The organism is Helicobacter acinonychis, from assembly GCF_900461455.1.
GTDB classification, from domain to species: domain Bacteria; phylum Campylobacterota; class Campylobacteria; order Campylobacterales; family Helicobacteraceae; genus Helicobacter; species Helicobacter acinonychis.
On the sequence record NZ_UGIA01000001.1, the window covers coordinates 329,797 to 346,589 of the forward strand.

21 protein-coding genes are annotated in these 16,793 nt (G+C 38.7%); all 21 read left to right on the forward strand.

From position 1 onward, the window contains the following. The first annotated feature begins 1 nt into the window (after position 1). The 21 genes from soj (at position 2) to flgK (ending at position 16,793) form a co-directional block, all read left to right on the forward strand. On the forward strand, positions 2 to 793 hold the full coding sequence (gene soj / locus DYI00_RS01460) for a chromosome partitioning ATPase Soj (RefSeq protein ID WP_218564364.1): 792 nt from the start codon (positions 2 to 4) through the stop codon (positions 791 to 793). A gap of 2 nt (positions 794 to 795) precedes the next feature. Beyond that, positions 796 to 1,665 carry a ParB/RepB/Spo0J family partition protein gene (locus DYI00_RS01465; RefSeq protein WP_011577506.1) on the forward strand — a complete coding sequence of 290 codons (870 nt, stop codon included), beginning with the start codon at positions 796 to 798 and terminating at the stop codon, positions 1,663 to 1,665. 114 nt (positions 1,666 to 1,779) lie between these two features. After that, a complete protein-coding gene (locus DYI00_RS01470) occupies positions 1,780 to 2,214 on the forward strand; it encodes a FoF1 ATP synthase subunit B' (RefSeq protein WP_011577507.1) in 435 nt (144 codons plus the stop codon). A 3-nt stretch (positions 2,215 to 2,217) separates the two neighbouring features. Then, positions 2,218 to 2,733, forward strand: a complete 516-nt coding sequence (locus tag DYI00_RS01475; protein WP_011577508.1) for a F0F1 ATP synthase subunit B — start codon at positions 2,218 to 2,220, stop codon at positions 2,731 to 2,733. After that, positions 2,734 to 3,276, forward strand: coding sequence for a F0F1 ATP synthase subunit delta (locus DYI00_RS01480; protein WP_104687451.1), 543 nt, complete (start codon positions 2,734 to 2,736; stop codon positions 3,274 to 3,276). Between the two features lie 22 nt (positions 3,277 to 3,298). Then, positions 3,299 to 4,810: a F0F1 ATP synthase subunit alpha gene (gene atpA / locus DYI00_RS01485; protein ID WP_011577510.1), complete on the forward strand. Its 1,512-nt coding sequence runs from the start codon at positions 3,299 to 3,301 to the stop codon at positions 4,808 to 4,810. A gap of 14 nt (positions 4,811 to 4,824) precedes the next feature. After that, a complete protein-coding gene (gene atpG, locus DYI00_RS01490) occupies positions 4,825 to 5,730 on the forward strand; it encodes an ATP synthase F1 subunit gamma (protein WP_011577511.1) in 906 nt (301 codons plus the stop codon). A gap of 27 nt (positions 5,731 to 5,757) precedes the next feature. Beyond that, complete coding sequence (gene atpD / locus DYI00_RS01495) at positions 5,758 to 7,158, forward strand: F0F1 ATP synthase subunit beta (protein ID WP_011577512.1); 1,401 nt, start codon at positions 5,758 to 5,760, stop codon at positions 7,156 to 7,158. Between the two features lie 9 nt (positions 7,159 to 7,167). Next, a complete protein-coding gene (gene atpC / locus DYI00_RS01500) occupies positions 7,168 to 7,539 on the forward strand; it encodes an ATP synthase F1 subunit epsilon (protein ID WP_011577513.1) in 372 nt (123 codons plus the stop codon). Positions 7,540 to 7,548: 9 nt separating this feature from the next. Continuing rightward, positions 7,549 to 8,139 (forward strand): MotA/TolQ/ExbB proton channel family protein, encoded by a 591-nt coding sequence (locus DYI00_RS01505; protein WP_104709312.1) that lies wholly within the window; start codon positions 7,549 to 7,551, stop codon positions 8,137 to 8,139. Positions 8,140 to 8,167: 28 nt separating this feature from the next. Further along, a complete protein-coding gene (locus DYI00_RS01510) occupies positions 8,168 to 8,569 on the forward strand; it encodes an ExbD/TolR family protein (protein ID WP_011577515.1) in 402 nt (133 codons plus the stop codon). A gap of 18 nt (positions 8,570 to 8,587) precedes the next feature. After that, positions 8,588 to 9,370: a TonB C-terminal domain-containing protein gene (locus DYI00_RS01515; protein WP_011577516.1), complete on the forward strand. Its 783-nt coding sequence runs from the start codon at positions 8,588 to 8,590 to the stop codon at positions 9,368 to 9,370. Then, on the forward strand, positions 9,367 to 10,620 hold the full coding sequence (gene tolB / locus DYI00_RS01520; protein ID WP_011577517.1) for a Tol-Pal system protein TolB: 1,254 nt from the start codon (positions 9,367 to 9,369) through the stop codon (positions 10,618 to 10,620). Before DYI00_RS01515 ends, tolB begins: the two co-directional genes overlap by 4 nt. A 78-nt stretch (positions 10,621 to 10,698) precedes the next feature. Then, the gene (locus tag DYI00_RS01525; protein ID WP_011577518.1) at positions 10,699 to 11,244 is read left to right on the forward strand and encodes an outer membrane protein Omp18; all 546 of its coding nucleotides are present in this window, start codon (positions 10,699 to 10,701) and stop codon (positions 11,242 to 11,244) included. 7 nt (positions 11,245 to 11,251) lie between these two features. Then, positions 11,252 to 12,244, forward strand: coding sequence for a tol-pal system YbgF family protein (locus DYI00_RS01530; protein ID WP_104709314.1), 993 nt, complete (start codon positions 11,252 to 11,254; stop codon positions 12,242 to 12,244). After that, a complete protein-coding gene (locus tag DYI00_RS01535) occupies positions 12,231 to 12,785 on the forward strand; it encodes an FKBP-type peptidyl-prolyl cis-trans isomerase (protein WP_011577520.1) in 555 nt (184 codons plus the stop codon). The genes DYI00_RS01530 and DYI00_RS01535 overlap by 14 nt, the downstream gene beginning before the upstream one ends. Positions 12,786 to 12,813: 28 nt before the next feature. Beyond that, a complete protein-coding gene (locus tag DYI00_RS01540) occupies positions 12,814 to 13,020 on the forward strand; it encodes a hypothetical protein (protein ID WP_011577521.1) in 207 nt (68 codons plus the stop codon). 66 nt (positions 13,021 to 13,086) lie between these two features. Then, on the forward strand, positions 13,087 to 13,290 hold the full coding sequence (locus DYI00_RS01545; protein WP_011577522.1) for a flagellar biosynthesis anti-sigma factor FlgM: 204 nt from the start codon (positions 13,087 to 13,089) through the stop codon (positions 13,288 to 13,290). Positions 13,291 to 13,420: 130 nt separating this feature from the next. Further along, positions 13,421 to 14,386, forward strand: coding sequence for a DNA cytosine methyltransferase (locus DYI00_RS01550; protein WP_041600184.1), 966 nt, complete (start codon positions 13,421 to 13,423; stop codon positions 14,384 to 14,386). 150 nt (positions 14,387 to 14,536) lie between these two features. Then, the gene (locus tag DYI00_RS01555) at positions 14,537 to 14,971 is read left to right on the forward strand and encodes a hypothetical protein (protein ID WP_011577524.1); all 435 of its coding nucleotides are present in this window, start codon (positions 14,537 to 14,539) and stop codon (positions 14,969 to 14,971) included. 1 nt (position 14,972) lies between these two features. Further along, positions 14,973 to 16,793: a flagellar hook-associated protein FlgK gene (gene flgK, locus DYI00_RS01560; protein WP_011577525.1), complete on the forward strand. Its 1,821-nt coding sequence runs from the start codon at positions 14,973 to 14,975 to the stop codon at positions 16,791 to 16,793.

The following is a 16,793-nucleotide window of genomic DNA, read 5'->3' on the forward strand; positions in this document are numbered from 1 at the left end:
GGTGAATGAAATCATTGCAGTGGCTAATCAAAAAGGAGGCGTGGGCAAAACAACAACAGCGGTTAATTTAGCGGCTTCTTTAGCGGTGTTTGAGAAAAAAATCTTGTTGATTGACTTTGACCCTCAAGCTAACGCCACTTCAAGTTTGGGTTTTAGGCGCGATAAAATTGATTACGATATTTATCATGTGTTGATTGGCCGTAAGCAAATTTCTCAAGTGATCTTAAAAACCCAAATGCCTTTTTTGGATTTAGTGCCTTCTAATTTGGGTTTAGCTGGGTTTGAAAAGACTTTTTATGACAGCCAAGATGAGAATAAACGAGGCGAGCTCATGCTCAAAAACGCTTTAGGGGGCGTGATAAAGCTTTATGATTACATCATCATTGACTCTCCGCCAGCTCTAGGGCCTCTTACGATCAATTCGCTTTCAGCTGCGCATTCGGTGATTATCCCTATCCAGTGCGAGTTTTTTGCCCTTGAAGGCACTAAATTATTGCTCAACACCATTAGAATGCTGCAAAAAAGCACTAACCCTAAGCTCAAAATCAGAGGGTTTTTACCCACAATGCATGTCCCTCAACTCAATTTGACAAAAGGGGTTTTAGCGGAATTGTTTAAGTATTTTGACTCAGAGTTTTTTAGAGACTCTATGACAGGAGAGTATATTATGATCCCTAAAAGCGTGAAACTAGCGGAATCGCCTAGCTTCGGTAAGCCTATTTTGCTTTATGATATTAAATCTAATGGCAGCGTCGCTTATCAAAAATTGGCTCAAAGCATTATTCAGGGGTAGTGATGGCAAAAAATAAAGTGTTGGGTAGGGGTTTAGCGGATATTTTTCCTGAAATCAATGAAGTGTATGAGCAGGGGCTCTATGAAAGAGCCAATCGGGTTATAGAGCTTGGTATTGATGAGGTGATGCCCAATCCTTACCAACCTAGGAAAGTCTTTAGCGAAGATTCTTTAGAAGAATTAGCGCAATCCATCAAAGAGCATGGTTTGTTGCAGCCGGTTTTAGTGGTGAGTGAGAACGGGCGTTACCATTTGATTGCAGGCGAAAGGCGCTTAAGAGCGAGCAAATTAGCCAAAATGCAAACGATTAAGGCGATTGTTGTGGATATTGAGCAAGAAAAAATGCGCGAAGTCGCCTTGATTGAAAACATCCAACGAGAAGATTTGAACCCTTTGGAGTTAGCCAAATCTTATAAAGAATTACTGGAAAGCTATCAAATGACCCAAGAAGAGCTTTCTAAAATCGTTAAAAAATCCAGAGCTCATGTGGCTAATATCATGCGTTTATTAACCCTCTCTTCTAAAGTGCAAAACGCTCTTTTAGAAGAAAAAATCACTTCAGGGCATGCAAAAGTTTTGGTTGGTTTGGATGAAAAAAAACAAGAATTGATTCTAAATTCAATCATAGGGCAAAAACTCAGCGTGCGCCAGACAGAAGATTTGGCGCGTGATCTCAAAACCACCCCGCATGGGGATAAAAAACATGGTTTGAAAAGAACCCAAACGCTTATCGCTAAAGACGAATTGAAACGCTTCAATCAAAATTTGTGGGATCATTACAAGCTTAAAGCGGCTTTGAAAGGGGATAAAATAGTTTTGCAATGTTATGAAAATTCTCTTTTGAAGGCTTTTATAAAAAAAATAATGTCTTAATGCTTGAATGTTCTCAATTTTTAAGCGATTTTTTGTTACAATAAAGCTAATGTTTTTATAACAAGTGTGGGTTTTCAAATATTTATTTTTAGGATTTTAGGAAAGAAATAGGTCATGAATATATCGGTTAATCCCTATTTAATGGCGGTCGTTTTTGTAGTGTTTGTGTTGCTTTTATGGGCGATGGATGTTTGGGTTTATAGGCCTTTGTTGGCTTTTATGGATAACAGACAGGCAGAGATAAAGGATAGCTTGGCTAAAATTAAAATGGATAACACCCAAAGCGTGGAGATCCGCCATCAAATTGACACCCTTCTTAAAGAAGCTGCAGAAAAGCGCAAAGAAATGCTAGCAGAAGCGATTCAAAAAGCCACAGAGTCTTATGATGCGGTGATCAAGCAAAAAGAGAATGAGCTCAATCAAGAGTTTGATGCGTTTGCTGAGCAGTTACAAAATGAAAAACAAGCCTTAAAAGAGCAGTTGCAAGCGCAAATGCCGGTATTTGAAAACGAGTTGAATAAGCGTGTGGCTATGGGTTTAGGGGGTTGATAGATGGTGTTAGTTAAAATGGCGTTAGGGTTTTTGATCCTTTTAAGTCCCTTGTGTGCGATGGAATTGGATATTTCACAAACAGATATTATAGAGCGTTCTTTAAACTTTCTCTTGTTTGTGGGGATTTTGTGGTATTTTTTGGCTAAAAAATTACGCTCATTCTTGCACGCTAAAAGCCTTGAGATCTCTAAACACTTAGACGAGATCCAAGCCCAACTCAAAGCGAGTAAAGAGAATAAGAAAAAACTCTTAAAAGAATTAGAGCAAGCCAAAGAAAAGGCTGAATTGATCGTTTCTGATGCGAATAAAGAAGCCTACACGATCACGCAAAAATACGAATTGCAAACCAAAATAGATGTGGAAAATTTGATCAAAAATTCTAAGGCGTTGATGGATTTAGAAGTTAAAAAGATCAAAAGAGAGTTGGTTGAAAGCGTTTTTAAAGATTTAAGAGAGAGTAAAAAAGTCTCTTTCAGCACGCAAGATTGCGTGAATATTTTGAAACAAAGGCTTTAAATGCAAGATTTAAAAGTGATCTCTAAGCATTATGTCAAGGCGTTAAAAAACCACACTAAAGATGATTTAGCGTTATTAGAAGAAATGGTTGTGGGGCTTAAAAATTTAGCAGAAGCGGTAAAACTGCATAAGCTTAATCAGGTGTTAGAGCATGTTTCTTTGAAAGTGAAAAAAGAAATTGTATTTGAAATATTGGAAAAAACAACTCCCAAAAAAGCATGCTTGGTTTTAAAACCCATAATGGAAATAGCGTTAAAAAATAACCGGCTTGAGATATTGGAATTGGTCGCTGAAGAGCTGTCCTTTGATTCTAAAAGGACTTTGGAAGCCACGCTTTTAGTTCCGCAAAAGCTTGAAAATAAGGAGCTAGAAGAAGTCCAACAAAAATTGCAAGCGCGTTTTAACGCCCCCATAGAAATCGTTCAAGACACTTGGTCTAAAAAAGGGGTTTCTTTAAGCGTTTCAAACTTGGATTTAGAAATAGGCTTTTCTAAGGAAGAGATTTTAAAGAAAATAGAAAAACAGGTTATTCAATCTATTTAATCAATCTAAGGAGATAAAGATAATGTCCCAACTAAAATTGGAAGAAATCAGCTCGGTTATTGAAGAAAAGATCAAGAATTTTGAACTTGATTGCGATATGGCTGAAGTCGGCAAGGTCGTTTCATACGCTGATGGTGTGGCTAAGATTTATGGCTTAAATGGTGTGATGTCGTATGAAGTGTTGGAGTTTGAAACAGGAGATAAAGGCGTTGCGGCTAACTTAGAAGAAGATAGCGTTGGCGTGATTGTGTTTGGTTTTGGCAACAATATTAAAGAGGGGACGAGCGTTAAACGCACAAAGAGTTTGATGAAAGTCCCTGTTGGCGATGCAGTTGTTGGGCGCGTGTTGAACGCTTTGGGTGAGCCTATTGATGGCAAGGGCGAGATAGAAACGAATGAGTTTAGCCTCATAGAGCAAAAAGCCCCAGGCATTATGGACAGAAAATCTGTGCATGAGCCTTTACAAACTGGGATTAAAGCCATTGATGCGTTAGTGCCTATTGGGCGTGGGCAGAGGGAGTTGATCATTGGGGATAAACAAACCGGTAAAACCACTGTAGCAATAGATACGATCATCAACCAAAAAGGGCAAAATGTGATCTGCATTTATGTGGCTATTGGTCAAAAAGAATCCACCGTCGCGCAAGTGGTCCGTAAATTAGAAGAATACGGAGCGATGGAATACAGCGTTGTGGTTAACGCTTCAGCTTCTGATTCGGCTGCGATGCAATATTTAGCCCCTTATGCGGGTGTGGCTATGGGGGAATACTTTAGAGATCATGCCCGCCATGCCCTAATCATTTATGATGATTTGAGTAAGCATGCCGTCGCTTACAGAGAAATTTCTTTGATTTTAAGAAGACCTCCAGGTAGGGAAGCTTTTCCTGGCGATGTTTTTTATATCCACTCACGGCTTTTAGAAAGAGCGGCTAAAGTTTGCGATGAAAAAGGTGCAGGATCTTTAACCGCGCTCCCTATTGTGGAAACTCAAGCGGGCGATGTTTCAGCCTATATCCCTACGAATATCATTTCCATTACAGACGGACAAATTTTCTTAGAAACGGATTTGTTTTATTCAGGGATCCGCCCTGCTATCAATGTAGGCTTGTCGGTTTCAAGGGTTGGAGGGGCCGCTCAAATCAAAGCCACCAAGCAAGTTTCAGGGACTTTGCGCTTGGATTTAGCGCAATACAGAGAGTTGCAAGCCTTCACGCAATTCGCTTCTGATTTAGATGAAGCGAGTAAAAAGCAATTAGAAAGAGGGCAACGCATGGTAGAAGTGCTCAAACAAGCCCCTTATTCGCCCTTACCCATTGAAAAGCAAGTGGTCATTATTTATGCCGGGGCTAAAGGCTTTTTGGATAGCGTGAGCGTGAAAAAAGTCGTGGATTTTGAAGAGCGGCTATACCCTTTCTTGGAAGCAAAATACCCTCAAGTATTAGAAGAAATCCACATTAAAAAAGCGTTAGATAAGGATTTAGAAGCCATGCTAAAAAAAGCTTTAGAGGAATTCAAGCTCACTTATAGCGAGTAGGAGACGGCTAGGATATGGCAAATTTAAGAGACATTAGAAAGAAAATTGGAAGCGTTAAGAACACGCAAAAAATTACGCATGCGATGAAACTCGTTTCCACTTCTAAGCTAAGAAAAGCCGAAGAAGTTGCAAGAAATTCTAGGGCGTATGCATTGAAGTTGGATGCTGTGTTTGATGATGTGCTATCCAAAATGAAAAATCAAGGGATTAAAGATATTCAAAGCAAGTATTTTAGGGAATTAGAAAGACTTGAAATCAAAAAAGTGGACATTATTTTTATCACAGCCGATAAGGGGCTTTGTGGGGGCTTTAACGCCAATACCATTAAAAAAGTTTTGGCATGCACGAATGAATATCAGGAAAAAGACATTAAGGTGCGTTTGCGCGGTATTGGTAAAAAGGGCAATGAGTATTTTAGCTTTAATGGCATAGAAGTTTTAGATAAAATCAATGATTTAAGCTCTATGCCTAATTATGAACGAGCGCAAGAATTCATGCAAAAAGTGGTGGAAGACTATTTAAATGGGAAAACCGATAAGGTGGTTATCATTCACAATGGTTTTAAAAACATGATTATCCAAGAAATAAGAGTGAAAACGATTCTTCCTATTGGGCACCACATCATCCATCAAAACTCTCAGCCCAGTGAGGCACAAGAGACTATTACGAGCGAGCCAAGCGGGAGCGAAGATGAAATTTTAGACTCTTTAGCAAAAAAATATGTAGAGTATAGTTTATACTATGCTTTGATTGATTCTTTAGCCGCAGAGCATAGCGCTAGAATGCAAGCGATGGATACAGCGACAAATAACGCTAAGGATTTGGTTAAAAATTTAACCATTTCTTACAATAAAGCCAGACAAGAGGCGATTACGACCGAGCTAGTAGAAATCAATGCTGGCGTAGAAGCCCTAAAATAAAAATTACATTAATCAAGGAGTAAAGCGATGGAAGGTAAAATCATTCAGGTTTTAGGCCCTGTGGTAGATGTGGAGTTTGAATCCTATCTACCGGCGATTTTTGAAGCGTTGGATATTAACTTTGAAGTTAACGGCGTTCAAAAATCTTTAGTTTTAGAGGTGGCAGCCCATTTGGGTGGTAATCGTGTGCGAGCGATTGCTATGGATATGACAGAAGGTTTGGTGCGTAACCAAGTGGTGAAAGCTCGCGGCAAGATGATTGAAGTGCCTGTGGGCGAAGGAGTGTTGGGGCGTATTTTTAATGTTGTGGGCGAGAGCATTGATAATTTAGAGCCTCTTAAGCCGTCCTTAATTTGGCCCATTCACAGAAAAGCCCCTAGTTTTGAGCAGCAAAGCACTAAAACAGAAATGTTTGAAACCGGTATTAAAGTCATTGACTTACTTGCACCTTATTCTAAGGGTGGTAAGGTGGGCTTGTTTGGTGGGGCTGGCGTAGGGAAAACGGTGATCATTATGGAGCTTATCCACAATGTGGCTTACAAGCATAACGGGTATTCGGTGTTTGCGGGCGTGGGCGAGCGCACTAGAGAGGGGAATGATTTGTATTTTGAGATGAAAGAAGGGGGCGTTTTAGACAAAGTCGCGCTGTGCTATGGGCAAATGAATGAGCCACCGGGCGCTAGGAATCGCATTGCATTCACCGGTTTGACGATGGCGGAGTATTTTCGTGATGAAAAGGGATTAGATGTGTTGATGTTTATTGATAATATCTTTAGATACGCTCAAAGCGGTGCGGAAATGAGCGCGTTATTAGGTCGTATCCCTTCAGCGGTGGGGTATCAGCCCACACTAGCCGGGGAAATGGGGAAACTTCAAGAGCGCATCGCTTCCACTAAAAATGGATCTATCACTTCCGTTCAAGCGGTGTATGTGCCGGCCGATGATTTGACTGACCCAGCCCCTGCCTCGGTGTTTGCTCATTTAGATGCGACGACGGTATTGAATAGAAAGATCGCTGAAAAAGGGATTTATCCAGCGGTTGATCCCTTAGATTCCACTTCAAGGATCTTAAGCCCTCAAATGATAGGCGAGAAGCACTATGAAATCGCCACCGGTATCCAACAAGTTTTGCAAAAATATAAGGATTTGCAAGACATTATTGCGATTTTAGGATTAGATGAATTGAGCGAAGAAGACAAAAAGATCGTTGAAAGAGCCAGAAAAATTGAGAAATTTTTATCCCAACCGTTTTTTGTGGCTGAAGTTTTTACAGGAAGTCCGGGTAAATATGTGACTCTTCAAGAGACTTTAGAGGGCTTTAGAGGGATTTTAGAGGGTAAATACGATCATATCCCTGAAAACGCATTCTACATGGTGGGTAGCATTCAAGAGGTTTTAGAAAAAGCTAAAAGCATGAAAAATTCCTAAGGGTTTGTCATGGCTTTATTGAAAATTAGTGTGGTCGTTCCTGAGGGGGAAGTTTATACAGGAGAGGTTAGAAGCGTTGTGTTGCCAGGAGTTGAAGGGGAATTTGGGGTTCTTTATGGGCATAGCAACATGATCACTTTGCTCCAAGCGGGAGTGATTGAGATTGAAACCGAGAGTCAAAAAGAACACATTGCGATTAGTTGGGGCTATGCAGAAGTCACTGGTGAGCATGTGGATATTTTGGCCGATGGAGCGGTCTTTATCAAAAAAGAATCAGATGACAGAGATGATGCTATTTCTAGGGCTAAAAGGCTTTTAGAGGACGCAAGCTCTGATAGGTTAGCGGTTTCTAGCGTGCTGGCTAAGATTGAGTCTCTTTAGGGGGAAACCATGTTACATGCAATCGTTGATTTTTTTCATAAGAGCGGTTTTGTTACGGCGTTGGTTTTGATTTGGGTTTCATTCTACTTGGTGGTGACTCTATGGATCTTTTTGTATAAAAGTATTGTGTTGAAAATTGAACTCAAGCGCGAGATGCAATCTTTGTCCAACATTCTTAATGGGGTGCAAGACGCTCCAGAGCATTCCATGTTTAACAAGAGGAAAAACCATGGGCCTCAAAGGCATTCCAAAGAATTGTTGCAAGCTTGGAAACATCAGATTCTTAAGCAAAGCACGACCGGTTTAGTGGTGTTGAGCATCATCTCTTCTACGGCTCCTTTTATCGGTTTGTTTGGCACGGTGGTTGAGATTTTAGAAGCGTTTAATAGTTTGGGCGTGTTAGGTCAGGCGTCTTTTGGGGTGATCGCACCTATTATTTCTAAAGCTCTTGTCGCCACTGCTGGGGGGATTTTAGCGACCATTCCGGCTTATTCTTTTTACTTGATTTTAAAGCGCAAGATCTATGACCTATCAGTTTATGTGCAAATGCAAGTGGATATTTTATCGTCTAGAGAAGAGGATTCTTTAAGAAGATTTTGACAAGTGTCTTAAATAGGGAGAGGTTTTTATGAATTACGATAATTATTGGGATGAGGACAAGCCAGAACTCAATATCACGCCTTTAGTGGATGTGATGCTTGTTTTATTGGCTATCCTTATGGTGACCACGCCCACTCTCACTTATAAAGAAGAGATTGCCTTACCTTCTGGTTCAAAAACTTTTAGAGCCACTCAAGATAAGGTGATTGAGATCCGCATGGATAAGGATGCAAAAATCTATATTGACAGCCAAACTTATGAATACAATTCTTTTCCGGATACTTTTAACCTGCTTTCTAAAAAATACGATAAAAACACCAAAGTGAATATCCGTGCGGACAAGCGATTGACTTACGATAAAGTGATTTATTTGTTAAAAACGATTAAGGAAGCGGGGTTTTTAAAAGTTTCTTTAATCACAAGTCCTTAAAGAGTGGGGCTGATTTGCATGGGTAGGAGTGCGATCTTATTTGTTTCTGGTTTTTTAGCGTTTTTACTCTATGCTTTATTGTTGTATGGTTTGTTATTGGAAAGGCATAATAAAGAAGCAGAAAAAATCCTTTTAGATTTGAGCAAAAAAGACGAACAGGTCATTGACTTGAATTTAGAGGATTTGCCTAACGAGAAAAAAGTGGAGAAAATTGAAAAAGTAGCCGAAAAACAGGGCGATTTTTTAAAGCCTAAAGAACAAGAAGAACCTGAAGAAAGCCTTGAAGATATTTTCTCTTCACTTAATGACTTTAAAGAAAAGACAGACAAAAACGCTCAAAAAGACGAACAAAAAGAACAAGAAAAGCAAAGGCGTTTAAGAGAGCAGCAACGCTTAAAGCAAAACCAAGAAAACCAGAAGTTGTTGAAAGGCTTGCAACAAAATTTAGACCAATTTGCGCAAAAACTAGAAAGCGTTAAAAACAAAACTTTAGATTTGCAAGTCCCTAAACAAGATGGGGTTGATGACAAGGCTTATCAAGAATGGTATGCTCAAATCTATCAAATTTTATCTAAGGGTTGGAGGGGCGTTTTTTACCAAAAGGCGTCAGTGAGTGCACTCATTACGATCGCTAAAGATGGGAAATTTGATTACACAATCCTTAGTTTCTCTGATTTTAAGGATTATAATGAGAGTGTCACCACCCTTTTAGACGATTTAAAGAAAGTGGATTTCCCTCCATATCCGGGAGAAAACATGATTTCTATCAAAGTTAATTTCACCACCAAGGAAGAACAATGAAGCATTTATGGCTTTTTTTAATGGGTTCTGTATGGCTTTTTGCAATAGACAAGACGCTAGATATTGTTAAAACCATTCAAAAGCTTCCTAAAATTGAAGTGCGCTACTCCATAGACAACGATGCCAATTACGCTTTAAAATTGCATGAAGTCTTAATCAATGATTTAAAGACCAGCCAGCATTTTGATGTTTCTGAAAACAAGGAGCAAAGCGCTATCAATTATGCGGATCTCAAGAATAAAAAATTCCAACTCGTAGCGCTTGTGAGCGTGGCGGTGGAAAACGGCAATAAAATTTCACGATTGAGGCTTTATGATGTCAATACAAGCACCCTCACTAAAACTTTTGACTACCCAATTTTAAGCGCTGATCTATACCCTTTTACAGCACACAACATGGCGATTGCGGTGAATGATTACCTCAAAGCCCCTTCTATCGCCTGGATGAAGCGTTTTATTGTGTTTTCTAAATATATCAGTTCAGGGGTTACGAGCATTGCGTTAGCGGATTACACGATGCGCTATCAAAAAGAAATCATCAAAAATAACCGACTCAATATTTTTCCTAAATGGGCGAACGCCGAGCAAACGGAGTTTTACTACACGCAATATGGCGAAAGAAAGCCCATGATTTTAAAATACAATATCCAAAAAGGCACGCACCAAAGTATCGCTAGCTCTCAAGGGATGGCGGTGGTTTCTAGCGTGAGCTCTGATGGCTCTAAAATCTTAATGTCTTTAGCCCCTAAAGGCCAACCGGATGTTTATTTATACGATGTGCATAAAAAAACAAGCACTAAAATAACGCGCTACCCAGGGATAGATGTTTCAGGAGTGTTTCTTGAAGATGACAAGTCTATGGCTTTTGTTTCGGATAGATCAGGCTATCCTAATATCTATATGAAAAAATTGGGGTTAAACGAGAGCGCGGAGCAACTCGTTTATGAGGGGAAAAGCAATGAATCCATTGACGCTTATAAGGATGGCATTGTGTATGTGAGTAGGGAAAATCTTAATGAATTTGGCAAAACGGTGTTCAATTTGAATTTAATCACGCTAAATAGCAAGTATATCCGTAGGCTTACCGTGAATGGCGTGAATCAAATGCCTCGTTTTTCTGTGGATGGGAAAAATATCATGTATATTAAAAAGACACCCCAAGAATACGCTATGGGGCTTATTTTGCTAGACTATAATCAAAGTTTTCTATTCCCCTTAAAGAATGTGAAAATACAAGCCTTTGATTGGTAAGGTTAAATTAAGCGAATATGAGCTAATATTTTTGCTTATTATTTAGATTATTTAGATTTTATTTTGGGAGAATGTTTAATGAAAAAATTTTCTGCGTTTAGTTCTTTGTTGGCTTTGTTATTGGTGGTTGGTTGCAGTCATAAAATAGATAACAATACAGTGGCCGGTGATGTGAGCACTGGCGTTAAAGCCGTTCAAAACGCGCCTGTCAATACAGAGCCTGTTGTAGAAAAAGAAGCACCTAAAGAAGATCTAGCTCCAGCGGTTGAGAAAAAACCGGCTATTGAGAGTGGGACTATTATTGCCTCTATTTATTTTGATTTTGACAAATATGAGATCAAAGACTCCGATCAAGAAACTTTGGATGAGATCGTGCAAAAAGCTAAAGAAAACCACATGCAAGTGCTTTTAGAAGGCAATACCGATGAATTTGGCTCTAGCGAATACAATCAAGCGCTTGGCGTTAAAAGGACTTTGAGCGTGAAAAACGCTTTAGTGATTAAAGGGGTAGAAAAAGACATGATTAAAACCATCAGTTTTGGTGAAATCAAACCCAAATGCATCCAAAAAACCAAAGAGTGTTATAAAGAAAACAGGAGAGTGGATGTCAAATTAGTGAAGTAACTTGGGAATGAATAGGCTTTTTTTAATCCCTTTTATCGCTCCCTTTTTTCTCAATGGGGAGCCTTCAGCGTTTGATTTGCAAAGCGGAGCGACCAAAAAGGAACTCCGTCAGTTGCAAGTCAATAGCAAGAACTTTGCTAATATTTTGACCAAAATCCATTCCCAAGTGGAGTCCAACACCCAAGCTCAAGAGGGTATAAGGAGCGTTTATGAAGGGCAAGCTAATAAGATTAAAGACCTTAATAACGCTATCCTTTCTCAAGAAGAATCCTTGCGATCCTTAAAAGCTTCTCAGGAAGTGCAAAACAACACGCTCAAGCAGCAATCACAGACTTTGGACGATTTAAGGAATGAAATCCGTGCCAACCAACAAGCTATCCAACAATTGGACGAACAAAACAAGCAAATGAGCGAGTTATTGACCAAGTTAAGCCAGGATTTGGTTGCACAAATCGCCTTGATCCAAAAAGCGCTCAAAGAACAACAGGACAAAACTGAAAAGTCGCTTAAAATAAACGCTCTAGCGAATGAAAACCCCCCTTTAAAAGCCAACGCTAAACAAGAAGGAAATACTGAAGAGAAGCCGTTGCAAGTGGAGTTCAATAAAGATTTATCCAAGCAAAAAGAGGTTTTTCAAGAAGCCTTGTCCCTTTTAAAGGATAAATCTTATGCACAAGCCAGAGAGCGTTTGCTGTGGTTGGAGGCTAATAGTTACAAGCTTGCTTATGTGCGTTATGCGCTTGGGGAAGTAGCTTATAACGAAAAGAAACATAGAGAAGCGATCAAATACTACAAAGAGAGTGCTCTTTTGGATCAAAAAGCACCTTATATGCCTGTGCTTTTGTGGCATGTAGCATGGTCGTTTAAAAAAATCAAGGACGATAAGAATTACCATAAATTCTTAAACACTTTGCAGCGCTTGTATCCTTCAAGCGATCAAGCTAAAAAAGCCAAAAAAATTTTAGAAAATAAGGAGAAAAGCATTCATGCAAAACCATGATTTAGAACCAATCAAACAAGCCGCTTTGATTGAATATGAAGTGAGAGAACATGGCTCTAGCGAAGTGCTAGACAGCAATATCGCTAAAGAGCCTTTAGAATTTATCATAGGTGCCCATCAAATTATAGCAGGGTTAGAAAAAGCGGTATTGAAGGCTCAAATTGGCGAGTGGGAAGAGGTTGTTATTACCCCAGAGGAAGCTTATGGGGTTTATGAAAGCGGTTATTTGCAAGAAGTCCCTAGGGAGCAATTTGAAGGCATTGAATTGGAAAAAGGCATGAGCGTTTTTGGGCAAACTGAAGAGAATCAAACCATTCAAGCCACTATTAAAGACTTTAGCGGCACGCATGTGATGGTGGATTATAACCATCCTTTAGCCGGAAAAACTTTAGCGTTTCGTTTCAAGGTTTTAGGGTTTAGGGAAGTGAGCGAAGAAGAAATTTTAGCTTCACACCATGGTGGTGGGGGAGGCTGTTGTGGCGGTCATGGTGCTCATAAGCATAAAGATGGGGGTTGTGGTTGCTCATGTTCGCATGGGTAAATGGGGGAATGTTTAAAAAGGCAAGGTCATGAATAGTTCTAACCTCAAAAATTGGTTGTTCCCCACTATTTGCTTTTTTTTATTTTGTTATATTTTAATTTTTTTGATATTTTTTATGTTTAAAAACTTGCAATCGCAATCTTTTGGTTCTGTCGCAGAAACTGGGAAAAAACCCATCACCACGACCAAGCAATTTGGTAAGGAATTGCAAAAACAGATTTCAAAAATCCATTAACTTTTTTTCTTTTTTGCCGATGCTTGTTGTAAAATTTGATTGAATGTTAAATTAAAGGATTTTAAGATGATTAACGCTATCTCTTCGCTCACTCCAACACAGTCTTGGGGGAATTATAAGCGTGTGGAAAAAAATGAAGAAGTGCAAAACAATGAAGTCGCCCTTGATAAAGTGGCTCAGATCAAGCATGCTATTGAAAATAACCAATATAAAATCAACTTGCGTGAAACTTCTCACAAAATGGCACAGGATTTGTTGGGGATAAGCTAGGGGGTTTGGCTTGGGGGAGTTCTTATTCTTGCTGTCATTTTTCATTAAAATTTAGTTTCTTTGTGTTTTAAAGCGTGTTTGCCATTCTTTTAATGGAGCGTGTTTTTCTTTGCGTGTTAGGGATAATTGATTGGGAATTTTAACTTTTATGGATTTTTGCTCTGGTATTGGCGGAGGCCGTTTGGGCTTGGAGCGGTGCCATTTAAAATGCGTAGGGCATGCAGAAATCAACCATGAAGCCCTTAGAACCTATGAATTATTTTTTAAAGATACTCATAATTTTGGGGATTTGATGCGAATCAACCCTAATGATTTACCCGATTTTGATGTCTTAATTAGCGGGTTTCCTTGTCAAGCTTTTTCTATCAATGGTAAAAGGAAGGGGCTTGATGATGAAAGGGGGACGATTATTTATGGGCTTGTTCATATTTTAAAAGTTAAGCAACCCAAATGTTTCTTGCTTGAAAATGTTAAGGGGTTAATCAATCATAGGCAACAAGAAACTTTTGAAATCATCATCAAAGCCTTGCAAGAAGTGGGTTATACAACTTATTATCAAATTTTGAATAGCGCTGATTTTCAATTAGCTCAAAAGAGGGAGCGCCTTTATATCGTGGGGTTTAGAAAGGATTTAAAACACCAATTTAATTTTCCTTTGGGTTTAGCCAATGATTATTGTTTTAAGGATTTTTTAGACGCTGATAATGAATGCTATTTGAATACCAATAACGCTGCATTTCAAAGATACTTGCACAACTCATACAATCATAACCGGGTTTTTTTAGAGAATATTTTAACTTTAGAAAACGCTGTTTTAGATACAAGACAATCTGATTTAAGATTGTATTTTAATGTTTTTCCTACTTTAAGGACTTCTCGGCATGGCTTGTTTTATATCCAAAAAGGAAAAATCAAAAGATTAAACGCTGTTGAAAGCCTGCTTTTGCAAGGATTTCCTAGAGATTTGATCGCTAAGATTAAAGATAATCCTAACTTTAAAGGAAGCCATTTATTATCCCAAGCAGGGAACGCCATGAGCGTGAATGTGATTTTTGCTCTCGCTAAACAAATGTTAAGAGCGATAGTTGAGCGTTAATCATCAAATGTAAGATAAAAAATTAAAGCAAGAAATAAAAGTTTTTCTTAAATAAGGTTTTAACGATCAATATTTGAAAAAAACAAAGCCCTAATAAAATGGCATAGTATTTGCTTGATTACGGCTGAAACAAGAGCCAAAGGATTTGTCATGGTCGTTTTACATTCTCATTTAGAAAACGCACTAAAGCAATTAAAAGAATTGATTGATTTAACCGAGTGCGATATAAGAGACATTAGGCTCGCTAAACACACCGAAATTTTTGAAAGAAATACCCAAAAACAGCTGGTGATTCAAGCTTTTGAAAACGAAAAAGCGAGTATAGATGCACAAATGTTATCTTTAAAAAAACAATTCCCTAATAAAGAGATGGGTGAATTATTGGACGAAAAAACAAGCGATTTTTTAAACCAAATGCGAGAATCCTTGCTTTTTTTGAAAGAAAAAAACTTGATTTATTCGCGCATGGCGTTTGCGGTTTCTGAGTTTTATTCTTCACTCATTCAGCAAATCATTCCCCATGACACTTGCGATTATAAAGGTTCTAGGCATGTGGGAAGCCATTTTTTAAGAGTGCAGGCATAAAATGGGCGGAATCTTATCTTCACTCAACACTTCTTACACCGGCTTACAAGCCCACCAAAGCATGGTGGATGTTACTGGGAATAATATTTCTAACGCCAGCGATGAATTTTATAGCCGTCAGCGCGTGATCGCAAAGCCTCAAGAGGCTTATATGTATGGCACTAAAAATGTCAATATGGGCGTGGACATAGAAGCTATTGAAAGGGTGCATGATGAGTTTGTTTTTTCTCGCTACACGAAAGCTAATTACGAAAACACTTATTATGATACAGAATTTTCGCATTTAAAAGAAGCGAGCGCGTATTTTCCGGATATTGATGAAGCGAGCCTTTTTACGGATTTGCAAGATTATTTTAACTCATGGAAAGAATTGTCTAAGAATGCCAAAGACTCCGCTCAAAAACAAGCTCTCGCTCAAAAAACAGAAGCCTTAACGCACAATATTAAAGACACTAGAGAAAGATTAACAACCTTACAGCATAAGGCGAGCGAAGAATTAAAAAGCGTTATTAAAGAAGTGAATAGCTTGGGTTCTCAAATCGCTGAGATTAACAAACGCATCAAAGAAGTGGAAAATAACAAGAGTTTAAAGCATGCCAATGAGTTAAGAGACAAGCGAGATGAATTGGAATTCCATTTGCGAGAACTTTTAGGGGGGAATGTTTTTAAAAGTAGTATTAAAACCCATTCGCTCATAGATAAAGACTCAGCGGACTTTGATGAAAGCTATAATCTTAATATTGGGCATGGGTTCAATATCATTGATGGCTCTATTTTCCACCCTTTAGTGATTAAAGAGTCCGAAAATAAAGGAGGTTTGAATCAAGTTTATTTCCAAAGCGATGATTTTAAAGTAACTAATATTACTGATAAACTCAATCAAGGGAAAGTGGGGGCGTTATTGAATGTGTATAATGATGGCTCTAACGGAACTTTAAAAGGCAAGTTGCAAGATTATATTGATTTATTGGATTCTTTTGCTAGGGGCTTGATAGAATCCACTAATGCGATTTACGCTCAAAGCGCGAGTCATAATATTGAAGGCGAGCCTGTGGAGTTTAACGATAATGAAGCCTTTAAAGACACGAACTACAATATCAAAAACGGCTCGTTTGACTTGATCGCTTACAACACCGATGGTAAAGAAATTGCTAGGAAAACCATTGCTATCACGCCCATTACAACCATGAACGATATTATCCAAGCTATTAACGCTAATACTGATGACAATAAAGACAACAACGCCGAAAACGATTTTGATGATTATTTCACAGCGAGTTTTAACAATGAGACTAAAAAGTTTATTATCCAACCTAAAAACGCTTCACAAGGGTTGTTTGTCTCTATGAAAGATAACGGCACGAATTTTATGGGGGCGTTAAAACTCAACCCTTTTTTTCAAGGCGATGACGCTTCCACTATTAGCTTGAATAAAGAATACAAAAAAGAGCCGACCACCATTCGCCCATGGCTTGCCCCCATTAATGGGAATTTTGATGTGGCTAACATGATGCAACAATTGCAATACGATAGCGTGGATTTCTATAACGATAAGTTTGACATCAAACAAATGAAGATCAGCGAGTTTTATCAATTCTTAACCAGTAAAATCAACACGGACGCTGAAAAATCTGGGCGTATTTTGGACACTAAAAAGAGCATGCTAGAGACTATTAAAAAAGAGCAACTCTCCATTTCGCAAGTGAGCGTGGATGAAGAAATGGTGAATTTAATCAAGTTTCAAAGCGGCTATGCGGCTAACGCTAAAGTCATCACTGCTATTGATAGGATGATAGACACTTTGTTGGGTATTAAGCAATAA

Excerpts from the sequence above, each read along its gene's own strand:
- atpA (WP_011577510.1), top strand. The coding sequence starts at position 3,299 with ATGTCCCAACTAAAATTGGAAGAAATCAGCTCGGTTATTGAAGAAAAG.
- DYI00_RS01525 (WP_011577518.1), top strand. The coding sequence starts at position 10,699 with ATGAAAAAATTTTCTGCGTTTAGTTCTTTGTTGGCTTTGTTATTGGTG.
- DYI00_RS01465 (WP_011577506.1), top strand. The coding sequence starts at position 796 with ATGGCAAAAAATAAAGTGTTGGGTAGGGGTTTAGCGGATATTTTTCCT.
- tolB (WP_011577517.1), top strand. The coding sequence starts at position 9,367 with ATGAAGCATTTATGGCTTTTTTTAATGGGTTCTGTATGGCTTTTTGCA.
- DYI00_RS01535 (WP_011577520.1), top strand. The coding sequence starts at position 12,231 with ATGCAAAACCATGATTTAGAACCAATCAAACAAGCCGCTTTGATTGAA.
- DYI00_RS01530 (WP_104709314.1), top strand. The coding sequence starts at position 11,252 with ATGAATAGGCTTTTTTTAATCCCTTTTATCGCTCCCTTTTTTCTCAAT.
- DYI00_RS01510 (WP_011577515.1), top strand. The coding sequence starts at position 8,168 with ATGAATTACGATAATTATTGGGATGAGGACAAGCCAGAACTCAATATC.
- DYI00_RS01545 (WP_011577522.1), top strand. The coding sequence starts at position 13,087 with ATGATTAACGCTATCTCTTCGCTCACTCCAACACAGTCTTGGGGGAAT.
- DYI00_RS01470 (WP_011577507.1), top strand. The coding sequence starts at position 1,780 with ATGAATATATCGGTTAATCCCTATTTAATGGCGGTCGTTTTTGTAGTG.
- DYI00_RS01505 (WP_104709312.1), top strand. The coding sequence starts at position 7,549 with ATGTTACATGCAATCGTTGATTTTTTTCATAAGAGCGGTTTTGTTACG.
- DYI00_RS01475 (WP_011577508.1), top strand. The coding sequence starts at position 2,218 with ATGGTGTTAGTTAAAATGGCGTTAGGGTTTTTGATCCTTTTAAGTCCC.
- atpD (WP_011577512.1), top strand. The coding sequence starts at position 5,758 with ATGGAAGGTAAAATCATTCAGGTTTTAGGCCCTGTGGTAGATGTGGAG.
- DYI00_RS01540 (WP_011577521.1), top strand. The coding sequence starts at position 12,814 with ATGAATAGTTCTAACCTCAAAAATTGGTTGTTCCCCACTATTTGCTTT.
- atpC (WP_011577513.1), top strand. The coding sequence starts at position 7,168 with ATGGCTTTATTGAAAATTAGTGTGGTCGTTCCTGAGGGGGAAGTTTAT.
- atpG (WP_011577511.1), top strand. The coding sequence starts at position 4,825 with ATGGCAAATTTAAGAGACATTAGAAAGAAAATTGGAAGCGTTAAGAAC.
- DYI00_RS01515 (WP_011577516.1), top strand. The coding sequence starts at position 8,588 with ATGGGTAGGAGTGCGATCTTATTTGTTTCTGGTTTTTTAGCGTTTTTA.
- DYI00_RS01480 (WP_104687451.1), top strand. The coding sequence starts at position 2,734 with ATGCAAGATTTAAAAGTGATCTCTAAGCATTATGTCAAGGCGTTAAAA.
- DYI00_RS01555 (WP_011577524.1), top strand. The coding sequence starts at position 14,537 with ATGGTCGTTTTACATTCTCATTTAGAAAACGCACTAAAGCAATTAAAA.
- flgK (WP_011577525.1), top strand. The coding sequence starts at position 14,973 with ATGGGCGGAATCTTATCTTCACTCAACACTTCTTACACCGGCTTACAA.